18 protein-coding genes and 1 other annotated feature are annotated in these 18,026 nt (G+C 53.6%); of the genes, 15 read left to right on the top strand and 3 right to left on the bottom strand.

Translation table 11 applies throughout. The features are described from left to right. The first annotated feature begins 109 nt into the window (after positions 1-109). The 8 genes from ACKGJP_RS25800 to obgE all read left to right on the top strand — a co-directional run bounded on the left by ACKGJP_RS25800 (position 110) and on the right by obgE (position 7,136). Entirely contained in the window at positions 110-1,198 is a 1,089-nt protein-coding gene (locus ACKGJP_RS25800; protein WP_409341653.1) for a peptidoglycan DD-metalloendopeptidase family protein, read from the top strand. After that, positions 1,191-2,066 carry a M50 family metallopeptidase gene (locus ACKGJP_RS25795; protein ID WP_409341652.1) on the top strand — a complete coding sequence of 292 codons (876 nt, stop codon included), beginning with the start codon at positions 1,191-1,193 and terminating at the stop codon, positions 2,064-2,066. Before ACKGJP_RS25800 ends, ACKGJP_RS25795 begins: the two co-directional genes overlap by 8 nt. 162 nt (positions 2,067-2,228) lie before the next feature. After that, positions 2,229-3,470, top strand: a complete 1,242-nt coding sequence (locus ACKGJP_RS25790; RefSeq protein WP_409341651.1) for an Rne/Rng family ribonuclease — start codon at positions 2,229-2,231, stop codon at positions 3,468-3,470. Between the two features lie 221 nt (positions 3,471-3,691). After that, positions 3,692-3,771, top strand: a sequence feature (ribosomal protein L21 leader region). A 14-nt stretch (positions 3,772-3,785) separates the two neighbouring features. After that, entirely contained in the window at positions 3,786-4,097 is a 312-nt protein-coding gene (rplU, locus tag ACKGJP_RS25785) for a 50S ribosomal protein L21 (RefSeq protein ID WP_113030278.1), read from the top strand. A gap of 9 nt (positions 4,098-4,106) precedes the next feature. Then, on the top strand, positions 4,107-4,442 hold the full coding sequence (locus ACKGJP_RS25780; RefSeq protein WP_409341650.1) for a ribosomal-processing cysteine protease Prp: 336 nt from the start codon (positions 4,107-4,109) through the stop codon (positions 4,440-4,442). A 14-nt stretch (positions 4,443-4,456) separates the two neighbouring features. Then, positions 4,457-4,768, top strand: a complete 312-nt coding sequence (gene rpmA / locus ACKGJP_RS25775; RefSeq protein WP_409341649.1) for a 50S ribosomal protein L27 — start codon at positions 4,457-4,459, stop codon at positions 4,766-4,768. A 243-nt stretch (positions 4,769-5,011) separates the two neighbouring features. Next, positions 5,012-5,737 carry a Spo0B domain-containing protein gene (locus ACKGJP_RS25770; RefSeq protein ID WP_409341648.1) on the top strand — a complete coding sequence of 242 codons (726 nt, stop codon included), beginning with the start codon at positions 5,012-5,014 and terminating at the stop codon, positions 5,735-5,737. Positions 5,738-5,768: 31 nt separating this feature from the next. Then, positions 5,769-7,136, top strand: a complete 1,368-nt coding sequence (gene obgE / locus ACKGJP_RS25765; protein ID WP_409341647.1) for a GTPase ObgE — start codon at positions 5,769-5,771, stop codon at positions 7,134-7,136. 68 nt (positions 7,137-7,204) lie between these two features. Here obgE and ACKGJP_RS25760 read toward each other — a convergent pair whose 3' ends face one another. Beyond that, entirely contained in the window at positions 7,205-7,771 is a 567-nt protein-coding gene (locus ACKGJP_RS25760; RefSeq protein WP_409341646.1) for a PadR family transcriptional regulator, read from the bottom strand. A 180-nt stretch (positions 7,772-7,951) separates the two neighbouring features. On the opposite strand from ACKGJP_RS25760, the gene ACKGJP_RS25755 reads away from it, so the two are divergent. After that, positions 7,952-9,418, top strand: coding sequence for an MDR family MFS transporter (locus tag ACKGJP_RS25755; protein ID WP_409341645.1), 1,467 nt, complete (start codon positions 7,952-7,954; stop codon positions 9,416-9,418). 163 nt (positions 9,419-9,581) lie between these two features. On the opposite strand, the gene ACKGJP_RS25750 is transcribed toward ACKGJP_RS25755, so the two are convergent. Beyond that, positions 9,582-10,877: an aspartate aminotransferase family protein gene (locus ACKGJP_RS25750; RefSeq protein ID WP_409341644.1), complete on the bottom strand. Its 1,296-nt coding sequence runs from the start codon at positions 10,875-10,877 to the stop codon at positions 9,582-9,584. A gap of 289 nt (positions 10,878-11,166) precedes the next feature. On the opposite strand from ACKGJP_RS25750, the gene ACKGJP_RS25745 reads away from it, so the two are divergent. Beyond that, positions 11,167-11,976 (top strand): IclR family transcriptional regulator, encoded by an 810-nt coding sequence (locus tag ACKGJP_RS25745; protein WP_409341643.1) that lies wholly within the window; start codon positions 11,167-11,169, stop codon positions 11,974-11,976. 76 nt (positions 11,977-12,052) lie between these two features. Here the strand turns inward: ACKGJP_RS25745 and ACKGJP_RS25740 are convergent, their stop codons facing one another. Beyond that, a complete protein-coding gene (locus tag ACKGJP_RS25740) occupies positions 12,053-12,574 on the bottom strand; it encodes an NUDIX domain-containing protein (RefSeq protein ID WP_409341642.1) in 522 nt (173 codons plus the stop codon). Between the two features lie 179 nt (positions 12,575-12,753). Between ACKGJP_RS25740 and ACKGJP_RS25735 the strand changes: the two genes are divergently transcribed. The 5 genes from ACKGJP_RS25735 (at position 12,754) to thrB (ending at position 18,012) form a co-directional block, all read left to right on the top strand. Further along, the gene (locus tag ACKGJP_RS25735) at positions 12,754-12,918 is read left to right on the top strand and encodes a hypothetical protein (protein WP_409341641.1); all 165 of its coding nucleotides are present in this window, start codon (positions 12,754-12,756) and stop codon (positions 12,916-12,918) included. A 935-nt stretch (positions 12,919-13,853) separates the two neighbouring features. Continuing rightward, the gene (locus ACKGJP_RS25730) at positions 13,854-14,303 is read left to right on the top strand and encodes an ACT domain-containing protein (protein WP_409341640.1); all 450 of its coding nucleotides are present in this window, start codon (positions 13,854-13,856) and stop codon (positions 14,301-14,303) included. Between the two features lie 178 nt (positions 14,304-14,481). Further along, positions 14,482-15,768: a homoserine dehydrogenase gene (locus tag ACKGJP_RS25725; protein ID WP_409341639.1), complete on the top strand. Its 1,287-nt coding sequence runs from the start codon at positions 14,482-14,484 to the stop codon at positions 15,766-15,768. Between the two features lie 62 nt (positions 15,769-15,830). After that, positions 15,831-16,889, top strand: coding sequence for a threonine synthase (gene thrC / locus ACKGJP_RS25720; protein WP_409341638.1), 1,059 nt, complete (start codon positions 15,831-15,833; stop codon positions 16,887-16,889). Between the two features lie 175 nt (positions 16,890-17,064). Beyond that, positions 17,065-18,012, top strand: coding sequence for a homoserine kinase (thrB, locus tag ACKGJP_RS25715; RefSeq protein WP_409341637.1), 948 nt, complete (start codon positions 17,065-17,067; stop codon positions 18,010-18,012). Positions 18,013-18,026 lie beyond the last annotated feature (14 nt).

Raw genomic sequence — 18,026 nt, 5'->3', positions numbered from 1 at the left:
GCCTAACATTAGGTTTCCCTTGCTGTGAACTTAAGGAGGGCGAGTTGCTTCATATTCCGCTTTCCGCCGTCATAAGCTGTACAAGTAGGGATGCAGGGAGGAGTGCGGGATGGAAGTGAAAAATAACGTTCGCCAGCGCAGACAGGACAGAATCCGGATGCTGCAGCTTCATCATAAGGACGAGTTTCAAGATAATGAAGGATTGTCTCCGTATTACCCGGATTCCGTGGACGAGCGAAAAGGAGACGGGGTTTGGCCCCGCATACAGGCGCCTGCCGCTCCGCAAGCGGGACATGCTTTACCGGCATGGCCGGAAGCCGGCAGCAGCTATGATCCGCGTCTCGAAGATCCAGAATACGTATGGAAGCAGAGGGAGAAGGAGCTGCTTGAACAGTACGGCTACGGCAAGCGTGACGATGCAATGGAAGGCGTCGGCTGGAATTCGACTGCCGAAGGATACGGCGGACATGAGAGCGGAGGGCAAGCCGGCCAGTACGGCGGCTATTATTCGGCGCAGACCGGCTATGGCGCAAGGGGGAAACAAGCTTCACCGGGCACTCCCCCCGAGCCATGGAGATTCGTTCCCTCCAAACGATCGATTGCCGTGAAACTGCTCGTCAGCGGGTTATTGTTCGGTTTTATTTGGTTCATGTACCAGACTCCGCAGCCGTGGGCTCAAACCGGGCAAAAATGGGTGCGCTATGCGCTTAACGAGGACATGCAGTTCGCGAAAATAACGGCATGGTACAAGGAAACGTTCAGCGGCTCTCCGTCGTTCCTGCCGACGTTTCGCTCGACCAAGGATCAAGAGTCGCAGAAGGTGGTCGCCAAAACGACGGATGGCTTCATCCGGCCTGTTAAAGGCAAGCTGCTGGAGCCGTTCGCTAGCGGACATCCGTGGGTGGTTGTGCAGACTGGGGAGAACGCGGTCGTCCGTGCGCTGGATACGGGACGCGTCATTTCTGCCGGTAATCGGGAGCCGTCCGGTTTTACCGTCGTCATGCAGCACGCCAGCGGCTATCAATCGACCTACGGGCTGCTTCAGCCTTCCAGCGTGCAGCAGGGCGATTGGCTGGAAGCGGGGGAAGCGGTGGGCAAAGTAGCGCAGACGCCGGGTCAAACCGTCGGGAGGTTTTATTTTTCGCTCTCCAAGGAACTGCGCGCGATCGATCCGGCGGATGTGGTGACGTTTGATTAGGGCGTTCGGCACGGCGTACCGGTTTCACCCTCTGTTCGTGCTCATGATGGTCGTTTCGCTGTTGTCCGGACATTTCGTCGAGATGCTGACGCTGTTCTCGATCGTTCTCGTCCATGAGCTCGGTCATATGGCTGCCGCGCGAGGCTTCGGGTGGCGGGTTAAGGAAGTGCAGCTGCTGCCGTTCGGGGGGGTCGTCGTCGTCGAAGAGTCCGGCAATTTGCCTGCCCGGGAGGAAATGCTTGTGGCGTTGGCCGGTCCGCTGCAGAACGTTTGGATGATCGCTTTCGCCTTCGGGATGAAAATGGTCGGCTGGCCGGAAACCGAATGGTGGGATTATTTTATCAAGTGCAACGCCATGATCGCTTTATTCAATTTGCTGCCCGTTTCCCCGCTTGACGGAGGCAAAGTGATGCAGGCGCTGCTAAGCTACGCGATGAGTTATCATAGGACATTACTGTGCTGTACGGTAATCAGCCTTTTTATGAGCGTCGTGATGATCACGGGCTCCTTGTTTCATATCGGGAGCGGAGGCGGCGTACAGCTGAACCTGCTTGCGATCGGGGTTTTTCTGTTTTACTCGAACTGGTACGGCTATAAAAGCCTTCCTTATCAATTCGTCCGATTTCTGCTGAGCCGCGAAAACCGGGCTTCTTCTCACGTGCGCAAAGGAACGGTAGCGGAGCCGATCATCGTTTCGGAGGATCATAGAATCGGGGACATTATGCAGCTGTTTATGCGTGAAAAATATCATCTCGTCTACGTCATCGGCAAGCAGGGGACGATAGAACGCGTGCTGCCGGAGCAGCGTTTGATTCAGTCGTTCTTCTCTCCCGCTGGGAACATAAGGATCGATGCAATTCCTACATAAGGGTGCGGGCGGCAAGCGGTTCGTGTTATGATAGTAAAGACGCCTTCGATACGTATTCGCGGCGGTTGTCGCCGGCAGCGGCTTGTATCGCTGCGGTTGAGAGAGTAAGAGAAGAGCAAACCGATCGTTCGGGACTGCAACAGAAGCGTAAGAGGTGAGCGGATGAAGCGGATCGTAGTTCATGGCTCGGAACAAAACTGCCAGGTAGCCGTTCTGGAAAACGGTCGACTGGTCGAGTTTTACGCCGAGCGTCCGGCGGACCGCGGGCGGGCCGGCAATATTTATAAAGGACGCGTCGTCAACGTGCTGGCCGGGATGCAGGCGGCATTTGTCGATATCGGCATGGAAAAAAATGCATTTCTGTATATTGACGACCTGCTTCCGGCTCATTTGGAAAAACAGCCTGCCGAGAAGCCGTCGATTTTGGAACTCGTTACGAAGGGCCAGGAAATAATCGTACAAGTCAAAAAAGAGCCGCTCGGCACCAAAGGCGCACGCGTAACGACGCACTACGCGCTTCCGGGACGCTGGCTCGTTTACATGCCGCACGCCGATTACGTGGCCGTTTCCAAGAAGGTGGAGCCGGATCGCGAGAAGTCGCGTTTGAAGGAAATCGGCGAGTCGATCCGCCGCAGCGGAGAAGGGCTCATTTTACGAACGGTAGCCGGCGGAGAGAACGCGGATGCGCTGCATAACGACCTTGCGCATCTCCGCGATGCTTGGGTAAGCGTCGAACGGGCCGGCCAGCGAAGCCATTCGCCTGCTCTTTTGTTTCAAGATGCGGGGATGCTGGAAAGAATGATTCGCGATTTGTTTACGAATCAGGTAGACGAGCTTTTGATCGACGACGAGGCGATGTGGCGGGAAGCCGAAGTGCTCGTTTCGCAAATGGCCCCTGCCATAGCGGGAAGACTTAAACGATACGGAAGCAAGACCCATGTATTCCAGGCCTATAACATCGAAGAGGAGCTGGAGCTTGCGTTCCGCCGCAAAATATGGCTCAAAAGCGGGGGGTATCTGGTCGTAGATCAGACCGAGGCGCTAACGGTCGTAGACGTCAACACAGGCAAGTTCACCGGTTCGTCGGGCTTGGCCGAAACGGTCTTTACCACGAACCGCGAAGCGGCGGAGGAAATCGCCCGACTGCTTCGGCTTCGCGATATCGGCGGCATCGTCATCGTCGATTTCATCGACATGAACGAGGAGCACGAGCGGAAGGCGATTTCCGACGAACTGGAGTATCATGCGAAGGGCGACCGCGCCAAGCCGCATGTAGTCGGCTGGACGAAGCTGGGCTTGCTCGAGCTGACGCGCAAAAAGGTGCGGCAGACGGTGGACGATATGTTTTACGAGCATTGTCCGCAGTGCGCGGGAAGCGGAAAGCTGCTGCGCAGCAGGAAATAAACGGAGCGGCTGACGCACGGTCGAAAAAGGCGCTTTGTACATCCGCTTTCCGAAGCGGTCGGACAAAACGCCTTTTTTGCCGATAGGTTGGACGGATCCCTTCTAAGCGCCCGCATCGGACCGAATGGGATTCGTAGTCATAAGTCCCGCTGCGGTGGAATCGCGATTCTATGATTGCTTTATGCCCATCATTGTGATACTATGTTTTAGTATGTTCCCGTAACATGCTGTAACCGCACGAATCGGGTTCCCAAGTGCGCCGCAAGGCGCCACCTAGAGTGAGGCGAGTCTGAGACATGGAGGAGGTGCAACACAATGTACGCAATTATTGAAACTGGTGGCAAGCAATACAAGGTTCAAGAGGGCGATGTCGTTTATATCGAAAAGCTGAACGCAGGTGAAGGCGAAGCGGTATCCTTCGACAAAGTGCTTCTTGTTTCCAAGGAGAGCGGTGTCGTGATCGGTTCCCCGACCGTGGCAGGCGCGTCCGTATCCGCGAAAGTGGAGAAGCAAGGCAAAGGCAAAAAAGTCATCGTGTACAAGTACAAAGCGAAGAAAAACTATCGCCGCAAGCAAGGTCATCGTCAACCTTACACGAAGGTTGTTATCGAGAAAATCCAAGCGTAAGAGGCCGTCATGATTCAGGTCACGATCGTTCGAAACGCTGCGGACAACGCGATTCTGTCGTTTTCCATCAAGGGCCATGCGAAGTATGCGAATCCGGGACAAGATATCGTCTGTGCGGGCGTATCCGCAGTGACGATCGGCACGGTGAACGCAGCCGAAAAGCTGCTCGGCATTCCGATCTGCAGCGGTCTACGGGACGGGTTCGCTTCGGGAAACATTCCCGGCAGCCTCGAACCGGCTTTGATGGAGAAGCTCCAGCTGCTGCTGGAAACGATGGTGCTCACGTTGCAATCGATTGAAGAGACGTACGGCAAATATATCGCAATACGCATAAATAAGAAGTAAGGAGGTCGACAACCATGTTGCAAATGAACCTTCAGTTATTCGCCTCGAAGAAAGGCGTAGGTTCCACGAAGAACGGACGCGACAGCCACGCGCAACGCCTTGGCGTTAAACGTGCTGACGGTCAAACGGTTACTGCGGGCAGCATTCTCGTTCGCCAACGCGGCACGAAAATTCACCCGGGCAACAACGTAGGCATCGGTTCGGACGATACGCTTTTCGCGAAAATCGAAGGCGTCGTGAAGTTCGAGCGTTGGGGCCGCGACCGCAAAAAAGTGAGCGTCTACGCAGTAGAAGCTCCAGCGGTAGCAGCAGCAGTTGAAGCTTAGTACCAGTACCGAGAAGCTCCGGCCTTTGTGCCGGAGTTTTTTTTGAAGTGTCGGAAGGTTATCGATTCTACGCAGCCGGGTTCGTTTCCCGGTGTTCGCAGGACATGCGTCAATGAAACCTGGTATCTGGAAAGAGTAAAAACAACTTCTCCTCTTGGCGCAAACGGGTTAGACGAGGTTCCCAAAAGAGGAACGGGAATGGTATACTGAACGGGTTGACCAAGTGTGGGAAGGAAGAGATGCATGCGGCAGTGGAATAACGTAAGGGCACTGCTTTGGCTGGCAAACGCGGCCGCGCTGGCTGCAATGATCGGTTTCGCCATGCCTTTTTACGGCAGGTTGCTCCTAGGGCTCTGGCTGGCCGCCGGCACCATGTATGTACATCGAGAAGAACGGCGCCGCCGACGGTTGGAAAGCGATCAGCATTTGATTCGCACGTTAAGTCATCACCGGCACGATTGGATGAATGAACTGCAAGTGTTGTACGGTTATATCCGATTGAAGAAATATGAAAAATTGCAGGACTATGTGGACAAAATAAAAGCAACCGTCATGCAGGAAAGCTTTATTTCCAAGCTTGGCGATCCGGAGCTCGTCGCTTATTTGCTTAGTTTTCGCGTGGACAAGCGGAATATGGCGCTGGAAGTCGACATCGAGCAGGAAATCGATCTGCCGGCCATGCCGCTTCAAACGGCGCTGACTGCCCGTCTCATACGCGAGACGATCGATATTTTCGACAGCTTCGCGATGTCCGGAGAGGGCGAGCCCAATGTGCTCAGCTTAAGCGTCGACGTGGAGGAAAACCAGCTGCTTCTCGATTACGTTTATCAAGGCAGCTATGACGAGAATGGTTTACGGACGGCGATTGCAGGCAAGCTGAAAGCTTATGCAACTTGCGCGCCGCAAGAGGAAAGCGAATATTCCGAGGAGCGGGCTGTCGTCACCATTCGATTGCCTTTCCGAGGTTAACATACCAGTTCGTACATAATGAGGTGCATGTATGTTTGTAGATAAAGCTAAGATTTTCGTTAAAGGCGGAGACGGAGGAGACGGTATCGTTTCGTTCCGGCGGGAAAAATATGTCCCGGAAGGCGGTCCGGCCGGCGGTGACGGCGGAAACGGCGGCGACGTTATTTTCCGGGTGGACGAGGGTCTGCGCACGCTGATGGACTTTCGTTACCAGCGTCACTTTAAAGCGGAGCGCGGCGTCAAAGGGCGCAATAAAAGCATGCACGGCGCCAATGCCGACGACATGATCGTTCGGGTTCCGCCGGGCACCGTCATCGTCGACGACGATACGCAGGAGATTATCGCAGATTTGACGCGGCATGAGCAGGAGGTTGTCGTGGCCCGCGGAGGACGTGGAGGGCGCGGCAATATGCGCTTCGCCACGCCGAGCAACCCTGCCCCCGAGATTGCCGAGAACGGCGAAGAAGGCCAAGAGCGCTGGGTCGTGCTCGAGCTGAAGGTAATGGCTGACGTAGGTCTCGTCGGCTTTCCGAGCGTCGGCAAATCGACGCTGCTGTCGGTCGTTTCCGCGGCCCAGCCCAAAATCGGGGCCTATCATTTTACGACGCTGACGCCGAATTTGGGGATGGTCGACGTTGGGGACGGACGCAGCTTCGTCATGGCCGACTTGCCCGGATTGATCGAAGGCGCTCATCAGGGCGTCGGGCTGGGACATGAGTTCCTGCGCCATGTCGAGCGGACGCGGGTTATCGTTCATATTATCGATATGGCTTCGACGGAAGGCCGCGATCCTTTCGAGGACTGGCTCAAAATCAACGACGAGCTGCGGCTGTACAACGCTTCGCTCGAACGGCGCCCGCAAATCATCGTGGCGAATAAGATGGACATACCGGATGCGGAGGAATATCTGAACGCATTCCGGGAGAAGCTAGCGGCTTACGAAGCGGAGCGCAACGCGGAGACCGCTGCAGGCGCAAACGGCGAAGCCGAGGAGGAGAATGCGGCGAGGATCGTTCGCGAAGTCATTGCGATTTCGGCGACTTCCAAGCAAGGCGTTCAGGAGCTGCTGTACAAAGTAGCCGATCTGCTCGACACGATTCCGGATGCACCGCTTGTAGAAGAAGTGGTTGAAGTCAGCGAGCGTAAAATTTACCGGCTTTCGCCTAAAGACGAGCAGCAATATACGATTCGCCGCGACAATGACGCCTTCGTCATCGACAGTCGGAGCATCGAGAAGCTGATTAAACGGACCAATTTCGGTTCGATCGACGCCGTTCAACGGTTTGCCCGCATTTTGCGCAATATGGGCATCGATAAAAAGCTGCGCGATCTCGGCGCCGAGGAAGGCCAGACGATTCGAATCGGAGATTTCGAATTCGAGTTCGTAGAACGGATATAAGAGTACAAAAAAAAGCCCCTTCCAGGGCTTTTTTTTGTTTCGGAAAAGATGCCTCTGCTTGAAGCCGGCTAAGGAGTACGAACCGATTCGCTTCGGTCCAGCAGCTTTAACGCCCACTCGCACCACCGCAGGTCACTCGCCATGTTCCACTCCGCTTTTTGCATCAGCAAATACCCTCCCAAATAAGGCGAATCCAACGGGATTTGCGTCAAATCGTCGATCGATAGCCGTATTCTGAGCTGCTCGCGTTTGTCTTCGAGCTCCTTCATGTTGGTTTTGTACAGCTGGATGCGATCCGTGAACAGTTTGCTTGCGATTGCCCGATCGGTCGTCCGGATACAGAACGTCTTGAGCGCTAGCTCGTCCCGCAGAGCGGGAGCGGCGGTCGGTTCCGCTATCCACGCCTGCAGGGCCGCTTGCCCGCTCTCCGTAAGCGAGTACACCTTTTTGTCAGGCTTGTCGGACTGGTGCACTTGTTCATAGGAGATCAGCCCTTTGTCGACGAGCTTGGCGAGCAGCGGGTAAATTTGTCCGTGCGTGGCCGGCCAAAATAGCTTGATTTTGGGTATGAGATCATAGCCGTAAGTCGGCGTCAACGTAAGCAGACTCATGAGTCCGTAAGCGAGTGTATTCATGCGAAAAGACCTCCTCTATAATCCCCCAAAAATGAAGGGGCGCCTATGAAGCGTATTTCGGGTGTACTTCTGCCATATGTTAGTTTTGACATAGTCACATCGGCGTAGTATGATATTGGTTATCTTTCATCATTATATGTCGATATTGACATATACACAAATGTTATTGGGGGCTGGAGTGTGAGTAAAGACGAGCTTCAAAACGTCAAATTTTTACCAATTATGATCGCCATCTTTTTCGGTTCTTTCGTCACTATTCTTAGCATGAGCACGATTAACATCGCCATACCCGTGTTGGTAAAGGATTTTGATTCGGAGCTCAGCACGATTCAATGGACGCTCACCGGCTTCATGCTGTCGATGGGGACATTCGCTCCGATAACCGGCTATTTGGGCGAACGGTTCAGCTACAAACGGCTGTTTCTGTACGCCTTGGTCGGTTTTACGATTACATCGGCGCTTTGCGCGCTTGCGTGGGATGCGCCGTCGCTGATTGCATTCCGTATTTTGCAAGGGGTATTCAGCGGATTGATAACGCCTGCCACCATGGCTATCGTATATCAAATCATTCCCCGCGAGAAGCAGGCGATGGCGATCAGTTTATGGGCGGCGTCTTCCATGCTGGCTCCGGCGATCGGGCCTACCTTCAGCGGTTGGCTTCTGGAAAATTGGAATTGGCCTTGGCTGTTCTGGATGAACGTGCCCGTAGGACTCGTTGCGGTTCTCCTTGTGGCCCGGTATATCCCTTTCTATCGCTTGAACGTACCGAAATCATTTGATTCAATCGGCTTCATTACCGTTATCCTGAGCAGTTCATCGATATTGGTTTCGTTATCGCAAGGCCATGCGTGGGGCTGGACTTCATGGAAAGTGTTGTCGCTGCTCGGTTTCGGACTCCTTACGCTCGTACTGTTCGTCTGGCGGGAGCTGAAGGCCGAAACGCCTCTACTGAACCTTCGTGTACTGAAAAACGGCAGATATACGCTTACGCTGATCATCACCAGCATCGTTACGATCAGTTTGTATTCAGGTACGTTCCTGACGCCTGTTTTTCTGCAAAACATCCAGCACGTATCGCCGCTTGACACAGGCTTGATATTGCTACCCGCCTCGCTCGCGATGGCGCTTGTCATGCCGATTGTCGGGAAGCTTTACGGAAGTATAGGCCCGCGGGTGCTGCTCATCGCCGGGATCGTGCTGATTGCAGCGGGAAGCTTGCCGCTCAGCTGGCTAGGCGTCGATGTGCCGCACGGCTATATTTTGTTCTGGATGATCGTGCGCAACGTCGGGATCGCGCTGACGATGATGCCGGCGAGCAATGCGGGGATGGAACAAATCCCGCCCGCGCTCAGCGGTCATGCATCGTCGCTCAGCAACTGGCTCCGCAACGTGTTCGGTTCGTTCGCCATCGCGATCTTCACGACGCTGCTCGCCTCCCGTTCGACGACCCATGCGACCGACTTGGTCAAAGCCGGAACGACGGACAAAGCGACGATCCAAATGCTGTCGTTTACGATGAGCGTCAACGATGTGTATTTGCTCGCTACGATCATTGCGCTTGTCGCCTTGCCGATCAGCTTGTTCGTGCGCAGCAAAAGCGTAAAACCGAGCGCCCCGGTTACTTCCGGCAAACGCGAGGTTGCATAATCGGACAAAGGCTTTGTCCCGGAGAAAAGAATAGCGAAATCATGGAAAGCCCCAGTAGCATGCTGGGGCTTTTTTTGCATAAACGGCTGCGGCATAACAAAATAAAAACGGGGCGTTTCCGTAATCGGAAACGCCCCGTTGTCGTATCGTATCGTTCAGACTGTTACTTGTTCAGCATTTCTTTCAAAACCGTTTCGATCACGTCCAGCGTATGGTCGATGTCTTCATCGGTGTGGCTGTAGCTGACGTGGTTCCGCTTGATGTTCATCGGCATTTTGTAGATGCCGCGCTCGATCAGCTTTTTGCGGTATTTTACGTAGAAGTCAGCGTCGTTGTGCTGCAGCTCGGCATAATGCTTAGGCTCGAAGTTCATGAAGTAAGTCGTGAATACGGAACCGAAGCCGGCTACGAATACGTCCATATCGAGACGGTTGTGGATTTCGCGGAGACCGGAACGCATTTTTTCGCCGAGACGGAAAATATGCTCGTGAACCGGTTCGTTTTCCATCAACTCAATCGTAGCGATAGAAGCGGCAGTTCCTACGGCATGGCCGTTGTACGTTCCTGCGAACCAGCAGTCGCCGCCCGGCTTCGTATTAAAGCGTTCCATCAATTCTTTTTTGCCCGCGATAGCGGCGATCGGATAGCCGTTGGCCATCGCTTTGCCCATCGTCGTCAGGTCCGGCGTTACGCCGGCAACCTTCTGGTAGCCGCCGATGCTGTGACGGAAGCCGGTGATGACTTCGTCGAAAATAAGGATCGTGCCGTTCGCGTCGCACAGGCTGCGTAGACCTTCCAGGAAGCCCGGTTGCGGCATGATGCAGCCGATGTTGTGAGGGATCGGCTCGATAATGATCGCGGCGACTTGGCCTTCGTTCGCTTTCAGCGTGCGCTCGACATCTTCAAGATCGTTGTACGTACATACGAGCGTATTGTCGATAGCATCATCCAGCATGCCCGCGGATCCCGGATCGCGTTTGCCGATCATATCCCAAGCGCTAAGCATGTTGCGGGCAACGTAGTCGTGCCAGCCGTGGTAGCAGCCTTGGAACTTGATGATTTTATCGCGTTTGGTCACGGCGCGGGACAAGCGGATTGCGTGGTACGTCGCCTCGGAGCCGGAGTTGCAGAGCAGCACTTGATCCGCGGAAGGAACGTGCTTGACGATTTTTTCGGAAAGAATGATTTCAAGATCCGTCGAGCCTACGCCGAACATGTCGGTGCGGGAGATCGCTTCGATCACTTTGTTGTTGACGTAAGGATGGTTATGACCCAGGATGTACGGACCGAATGCGGCTTGATAGTCGAGATATTTGTTGCCATCGGCATCGTAAATATAGGCGCCTTCACCTCTGGTGAAAACCAGGTGGGGCTCTACGTTACGGGTTGCGGAGTGCACGCCGCCCGGTGTGTATAGGTTAGCTTTTGCGTACAGCTCTTGGCTGCGAGTCGTGTTCATGAGAGTAATCGTCTCCTCATTCAATATTGTGAACTTAGTTCTATATATTGATTATAGGCGCTGTATTCTGCAGTCGTCAATATATAATTATTGCTGTTCCGACAAAATGCGGCCGATAGAGGTGTGTGAGAAAAACAAAGCGGAATGCCGGGGATATCTCTTTTGACAAATTTGAATGGAATAGGGTAAGATGATCAGGTGGTATCGTTTCAATATATTGAACTTTCATCAAGGATTCATGCAAAATGATAACTTTATGATGCCTATTTTCCGGGAGGCGCTTCAATTTATGGCACGCGTAGCGAAAGAGAAAGACAAGGATAAGGAATATTCCGTTCCGGCGCTCGATAAAGCGATTTCTATTCTGAACGCACTAGCGGAGTCGGAGCTGTCGATAAGTGAAATTTATACGCAGCTGGAGCTGCCCAAATCCACGACGTTCGTGATCTTGAACACGCTCGAGCAGCACGATATCATTAAGAAGACGACCGAGGGCAAGTACAGGCTCGGACAAGGCATGTTCCGCTGGAGTATGAGCTACCTCAAATCGATGGATATGCTCAAAATCGCCCGCCCGCACATGGAACGCCTAGTCAGGGAATCGCCGTATACCGCTCACCTGGCTGTTCTCTATAATGAAAAAGCGGTCTATATCGATAAAGTGGAGGGTGCGGGCTTTGTAAGATTTGCGACGACCGTCGGACAAAGCAACGAGCTGCACGCATCGGGCGTGGGTAAAGCTCTCGCCTCCGGTTTGACGGACGAAGAGATCGCCCGAATGATCAACGAAAAGCAGTCGGGCCCATCGGACAAAGGAAGCCGTTCGCTGGACAAGATGATGGAAGACGTCCGTTTCGTAAGGGAGCACGGGTTTTCGATAGAGGATGAGGAATTCGAGGAAGGCATTCGCTGTATCGGCGCACCGATTTACGATTATACGGGGAATGTAGTCGCTTCAATGAGCATCACATCGCTCAGTAAGGATTTGCCGGGCGTCAAATTCATTACGGTTGGAGAATCGGTGAAGCAGGCGGCCGAAGGCGTATCCAAGGAGCTTGGTTTTCAGGGAAGCTACCCTGCGGCGGCTTCCCCTAAATAATGAGGGTTCTCTCTAAGGAAAGGGCTGTCTCAAAAGCGAAATCGCTTTTGAGACAGCCCTTTGTTTGTTGCGGCAATCAGGTGAGCGGATCGAGCATGGGCGTCCATATCATAGCCGGTTGCCGTTTCGGGCCCGCTTCGTTTTCCGTATCCTGCAGGGAAGCCGTAGCGATCCATACATGATCGGAAGGACCGTTTGTCAAATAGTGGTTCAGCAGTTCCCGGAATACGAACGGTATTTCACGGCCGAATATCCGTTCCCTCGGAATCCAGTGAAGCTCTCCTTCATCGGTAGTGCCGACATCCCGCCGATTCGTTTGGCCGATATAAACGAATTGCTGGCGGATTTCGTTTCCGTTCAAGCGGATAAGAACGTACTGCAGCTTCAAATGCGGGATGTCGCCGGCGGAGAGTCCGGTCTCCTCTTCGATCTCGCGCAGACAGGCGGCTCTCGGATCGCCGATTTCGTGCTGCTCCAAATGTCCGCCGATTCCCGCCCACATGCCTGGGGACAGCGTGCGATTCGGCGATCGCTTCATCATTAACAGATCGTTTTCATGAAATAAGACGGCAGTCGCCATCAAACGCAGTTTAAACATACGGTTACTCCTCCAGCTCCGGTGAAATCGGGCATCGCCTTATCGGCATTGCAGCAAGCGGCTTCCGCGACGAGCCCGCGTTTTATTGCACAGTACGAATCGCCTCCCGGATGGGCAAATGTCCAATCGGATTATGCCCGAGCACATACAATGGTAGAGAAGCAGCGGGAGGGATTTTTATGGCCAATCAGAAGGATGACGACGAATTTAAACGAATTGCGACGTTATCGTTAACGGCGTTCATCGTCGCCGGCTTTATTTTCGGTAAGCCGTCCAAGGAACCGGTGGCAGATGAGGAAGCCGTGCTGTCGCAGATCGTCACGCTAAAGCACCCGGGCAGGTGACCGGGTGCTTTAGCCGGTTATCCGGCGCTGCCGTTACATGCTGTCCGCCCTAAAGCCGCTCCGCGATCAAACTAAATTATGGGGGAAGGGGAGCTGAATTGCAATCCGCTTGCGGACAGGCTTTTCGCTTAAAGCTCTTCCTGAGAATCGTGAGCGGCAGCGAGATGTGCGGGCGCTCTTTCAAAAGTCAAATGAGCAAGTTTTTGAAATCATTAGCATCGTGAAGGAATCGAGAGAAAGGAAGGAATATAATGGCGAAATAGAAATAAAACGAAATATTCAGAATATTTACAAAATTAAAATAATAGGCTAAGATAAACACATGCAACAAGCAATCCTCTTCCAACCTCCCGTTATATGATTCGACTAGGGAATCTCAGATGGCAACGCTGCTCCGAAACCGGACAGGCCATCCACTACCTGCTCCCTATGCCGAATGATATAAATATCTGACACAGAGAGGGGATAGTCCATTGACGTAGGTTAGCGAAGCATGCCCATTAAGCAAGAATGCAGCATCGATTGAAGGAGGATAGCCCAAGCAGCTATACCGAGTCATTGGGGCATGCGGGGACCCGAACTTTATCAATTTGAAAGGAAATCTGATACGTACGACGGTTCAGGATTCTGTAGGAGGATAGTCTTACAAGTGAATAGGTTTTGTGAATGATAGACCCTGTTTATTCTGGTATAATAAACAGGGTCTATTGCTGTTTAAATAAGGGGATACGATCTGCCCGTAACCGAATCGTCTGCCGTTTCCGCCCGCCAAAGGATACCCTCGCAATCCCGCCTGAATGATGGCGCTTCCATTCTCAATTTCGGTCAACAGCCCTGTCCAAGTATACAATTCGACAAATATCCTATTGCCGAGGTCGTCAGTTTTCGTTATAATGTCCACATACGAAGCACAATAGTCTCCCTATAGAGGACGGATGGACAGGACGATCATGGAACGATATTATTTGGTAAGCGAGCACATTTTGCCGGAAGCGGTGCTTAAAACCGCGCAAGCCAAAGAGTTGCTGTCCAAGGGCGACGTCAAAACGATTCACGAAGCGGTAGACAAAGTGGGTCTGAGCCGGAGCGCCTTTTATAAGTATCGGGACGGCGTTTTTACGCAGAATCAGTTGAATCGGGATCGGATCGCAACCATTTCCATGCTGCTCGAACATCGTTCGGGCATGCTTTCGAAAGTATTGCAATTGATTGCGAGCATGGAAGGAAACGTGCTGACGATTCACCAGACGATCCCGCTGCAAGGGATGGCGAACGTCGTCGTTACGGTAGAGACATCGAAACTCGCCGAGAAGCTCGATGAACTGGTCGGCGCGCTGCGTTCCGAGGAAGGCGTTCGACGGGCTATCGTCTTGGGCCAAGGATAATGCTGAACGATAATCGATAACGGGGGGGCCCCGCACCGCAGCAGGGTTTGGGTGCATGAAATTCCGATTTCGGTACGTTGCGAAATTGTTGCGAAATTTGCGGAATAAGGCGGCGCCGTCAGGAAATTTGTGCAGCTTAGCTCTCTTGCCGCAGGGATAAATAGAGGAGGAATTAAAGATGAAACCGATCAAAGTAGGACTTCTTGGATTTGGAACGGTCGGGACGGGTGTCGTCCGTATTGTGGAGGGTCATCAGGAGGATTTGCAAAGACAGACTGGCGCTTCCATAGAGGTTTCGAAAATATTGGTGCGCGACCTTGAAAAACAACGCAATTTGCGTGTTTCTTCCGAGCTTGTGACAGACAACCCATGGGATGTCATCAATAACCCCGAAATCGACGTCGTCGTCGAGGTAATGGGCGGGATCGAGCCGACGAAGGGATACATACTTGAAGCGCTTGAGCGCGGCAAGCATGTTGTGACTGCCAACAAAGACTTGATGGCGCTGCACGGACCTGAAATATTGGCCAAAGCGGCGGAGAAGGGCTGCGACGTTTTCTACGAAGCGAGCGTGGCCGGCGGCATCCCGATTATCCGGACGCTGATCGAGGGCTTCTCTTCCGACCGGATTACGAAAATTATGGGGATCGTGAATGGCACGACCAATTATATACTGACCAAAATGAGCCAGGAAGGCGCCGATTACGCCGAAGTGCTGGCGGAAGCGCAGCAGCTCGGCTACGCCGAGTCGGACCCGACCTCCGACGTCGAAGGCCTTGATGCGGCCCGAAAAATGACGATTCTGGCGACGCTTGGCTTCCATTCGAACATTGCGTTGTCCGACGTGTCGGTCAAAGGCATTTCCAAGGTTTCGAAGGAAGACATCCAATACGGCAAAAAGCTAGGCTATGAAGTGAAGCTGCTCGGCATCGCGGAACGAAAAGACGATTCGATCAGCGTCAGCGTCCAGCCGACAATGGTGAAGACGTCCCATCCGCTTGCTACCGTCGGCGGCGTATACAATGCCGTTTACGTTTACGGCGAGGCTGTCGGGGAAACGATGTTTTACGGTCCGGGCGCGGGCGAGCTTCCGACTGCTACCTCCGTCGTGGCGGACTTGATTCGCGTCGGCAAAAACATGGGGCTCGGCGTAGCTGGCCGCAGCGGATTGATGACCTATAAAGAAAAGAAATTAAAAAGCGATGAGGAAATAGCATCGAAGTTCTATATCCTGCTGCACGTTGCGGATAAAGCGGGCGTTCTGCACAAAATCACCCAGGCGTTCTCCGATCATGACGTCAGTTTGGAATCGGTATTCCAGCAGCCGAATCCTGCTATTCCGCAAGCCGAAATTATTATTATCACGCATAATGCGATCCAGGCGAGCATGAATAAGGTGCTGAAGCAGTTCGAATCGCTTGACGTCATCCACGAAATCAAAAGCGTATACCGCGTCGAAGGCTAGTAGGCTAGTCGAGCGCGCGAACGCGACATTTTACGGGGTAAATACGGAAGGAGCTTTACGAAATGAGATACATGGGGCTTTTGCAAACGTACAAGGATTATTTGCCGGTAAACGAAAATACGCCGCTGCTGACGCTTCATGAAGGCAACACGCCGTTGATACGCGCCGAGAAGCTTTCGGAGGAGCTTAAGCTGGACGTCTATTTTAAATATGAAGGTCTTAATCCGACCGGCTCGTTCAAGGACCGGGGGATGGTTATGGCCGTCGCCAAGGCGATGGAGGAAGGCAGCCGCACGATCATGTGCGCTTCCACGGGCAATACATCCGCCGCCGCCGCCGCTTATGCGGCACGCGGCAACTTGAACTGCATCGTGCTTATTCCGAACAATAACATCGCGCTCGGCAAGCTGGCGCAAGCGATTATTTACGGCGCGAAGGTTATCGCGATCGAAGGCAATTTCGACCGTGCCCTTGAAATCGTCCGTGAAATTACGGCTAACCATCCGATTACGCTCGTAAACTCCGTCAATCCTTACCGCATCGAGGGTCAAAAAACTGCGGCCTTCGAGGTCTGCGACCAGCTTGGCAAGGCGCCGGACTTCCTGGCGATTCCGGTCGGCAATGCGGGCAACATCAGTGCTTACTGGAAAGGATTTAAAGAATATAAAGCCAAGGGCAAGTCCCAGTCGCTGCCGAAAATGATCGGCTTCGAGGCGGAAGGCGCGATGGCGATCGTTAAGGGAGAGCCGATTGCGAACCCGGAAACGGTGGCGACGGCAATCCGGATCGGCAATCCTGCAAGCTGGAAAACGGCCGTTGAAGCTGCCGAGCAGTCCGGCGGTCAAATCAACTACGTCACCGATGACGAGATTCTACACGCTTACCGCACGATAGCTGCCAAAGAGGGCGTATTTGCGGAGCCGGCTTCGGCGGCATCGATTGCCGGCGTTATGAAGCTTCACCGCGAAGGATACTTCCAAGGCGGCGAGTCTGTCGTCTGCGTACTGACCGGCCACGGCCTGAAGGATCCGAACATCGCGATCAAGAGCGTCGCCGCAGAACCGCTTGTCGTACAGGATACGGTGGAGTCTGTCATGGATGCGATCAGCAAGCTTTCCTAAACGCGGATGCTGCCTTCCGGCGAATCGCAAACGATGGCACTAAAGTGGAACCTGCTTTAGTGCCATTCTTGTAAGGAAGCATTTTTGAAGCGTTTCGAAGTTACGATACGTACCGAGCGTTTGAACAGGACACCCCGGGATGCGGGGTATTTTATTGTAGGGAGCGAATACCGAAATGAACCGTAAAGTACGCGTCAAAGTGCCTGCCAGCACGGCTAATTTGGGGCCGGGCTTCGATTGCTTGGGCATGGCGCTGGAGTTGTATGCCTGGATCGAAATGTCCGCAGCGGAGCAAACGGTTATCCGGCTGCACGGAGAGAACGTCAAAGGCGTGCCGACCGATAAGTCGAATCTGGTTTACGAGGTGGCGCAGCTCGTGTTCCGCGAGGCAGGCGTCTCCATACCGGAGCTGGACATCGCGATGCAAAGCGAAATTCCGTTAACCCGCGGATTAGGAAGCAGCGCTTCGGCCATCGTGGGCGCGCTGGTTGCGGCCAATGCGCTTGCCGGCAATCCGCTGTCGAAGGATAAATTGCTGCAAATGGCTACGTCGCTGGAAAATCACCCCGACAACGTCGGCGCATCGCTATTCGGCGGACTCGTTGTCGCCAAATGGGATGGGACGCGCGCCGATCTGATCCGGCTGGAACCGGATAAACGGCTCGAAGTGCTAGTGGCGATACCGGAGTTTCAGCTTTTGACGGAAAAAGCCCGCCATGTCCTTCCGAAAGAAGTGCCGATGAAGGATGCCGTATACAACCTCAGCCATTCATCGCTGCTCGTTGCGGCTCTGAGCACCGGTCGTCTTGACATGATTCGCCATGCCATGAAGGATGCGCTGCATCAGCCTTACCGGAGCGGTTTGATCCCGGGGATGGGGCAAATTCTGCGCGAAGCCGTGGATCACGGGGCGCTTGGCATTGCGCTTAGCGGAGCGGGACCGACCTTGCTTGCGCTCGTCGATGCGGAGAACGACCGAAAGCAGGAGCTGGAGAAGTACTTGATCGATACGCTGGGCAAGGAAGGCGTCACGGCCCATACGATGTGGCTGAAGCCTGATCTTCAAGGCGCCGAAGTGTTGACACCCGCTGCAGAGAGTAGTACATTATTCCAAAACATCTAAAGCGCCGGTTCGTT

It is taken from the genome of Paenibacillus litoralis, assembly GCF_046244365.1.
GTDB lineage: Bacteria > Bacillota > Bacilli > Paenibacillales > NBRC-103111 > Paenibacillus_V.
This window is presented reverse-complemented; position numbering and strand designations above follow the sequence as displayed.

Excerpts from the sequence above, each read along its gene's own strand:
- ACKGJP_RS25740 (WP_409341642.1), bottom strand. The coding sequence starts at position 12,574 with ATGTTTAAACTGCGTTTGATGGCGACTGCCGTCTTATTTCATGAAAAC.
- ACKGJP_RS25735 (WP_409341641.1), top strand. The coding sequence starts at position 12,754 with ATGGCCAATCAGAAGGATGACGACGAATTTAAACGAATTGCGACGTTA.
- obgE (WP_409341647.1), top strand. The coding sequence starts at position 5,769 with ATGTTTGTAGATAAAGCTAAGATTTTCGTTAAAGGCGGAGACGGAGGA.
- ACKGJP_RS25750 (WP_409341644.1), bottom strand. The coding sequence starts at position 10,877 with ATGAACACGACTCGCAGCCAAGAGCTGTACGCAAAAGCTAACCTATAC.
- ACKGJP_RS25790 (WP_409341651.1), top strand. The coding sequence starts at position 2,229 with ATGAAGCGGATCGTAGTTCATGGCTCGGAACAAAACTGCCAGGTAGCC.
- ACKGJP_RS25780 (WP_409341650.1), top strand. The coding sequence starts at position 4,107 with ATGATTCAGGTCACGATCGTTCGAAACGCTGCGGACAACGCGATTCTG.
- thrB (WP_409341637.1), top strand. The coding sequence starts at position 17,065 with ATGAACCGTAAAGTACGCGTCAAAGTGCCTGCCAGCACGGCTAATTTG.
- ACKGJP_RS25760 (WP_409341646.1), bottom strand. The coding sequence starts at position 7,771 with ATGAATACACTCGCTTACGGACTCATGAGTCTGCTTACGTTGACGCCG.
- rplU (WP_113030278.1), top strand. The coding sequence starts at position 3,786 with ATGTACGCAATTATTGAAACTGGTGGCAAGCAATACAAGGTTCAAGAG.
- ACKGJP_RS25730 (WP_409341640.1), top strand. The coding sequence starts at position 13,854 with ATGGACAGGACGATCATGGAACGATATTATTTGGTAAGCGAGCACATT.
- ACKGJP_RS25725 (WP_409341639.1), top strand. The coding sequence starts at position 14,482 with ATGAAACCGATCAAAGTAGGACTTCTTGGATTTGGAACGGTCGGGACG.
- ACKGJP_RS25800 (WP_409341653.1), top strand. The coding sequence starts at position 110 with ATGGAAGTGAAAAATAACGTTCGCCAGCGCAGACAGGACAGAATCCGG.
- ACKGJP_RS25745 (WP_409341643.1), top strand. The coding sequence starts at position 11,167 with ATGGCACGCGTAGCGAAAGAGAAAGACAAGGATAAGGAATATTCCGTT.
- thrC (WP_409341638.1), top strand. The coding sequence starts at position 15,831 with ATGAGATACATGGGGCTTTTGCAAACGTACAAGGATTATTTGCCGGTA.
- ACKGJP_RS25770 (WP_409341648.1), top strand. The coding sequence starts at position 5,012 with ATGCGGCAGTGGAATAACGTAAGGGCACTGCTTTGGCTGGCAAACGCG.
- rpmA (WP_409341649.1), top strand. The coding sequence starts at position 4,457 with ATGTTGCAAATGAACCTTCAGTTATTCGCCTCGAAGAAAGGCGTAGGT.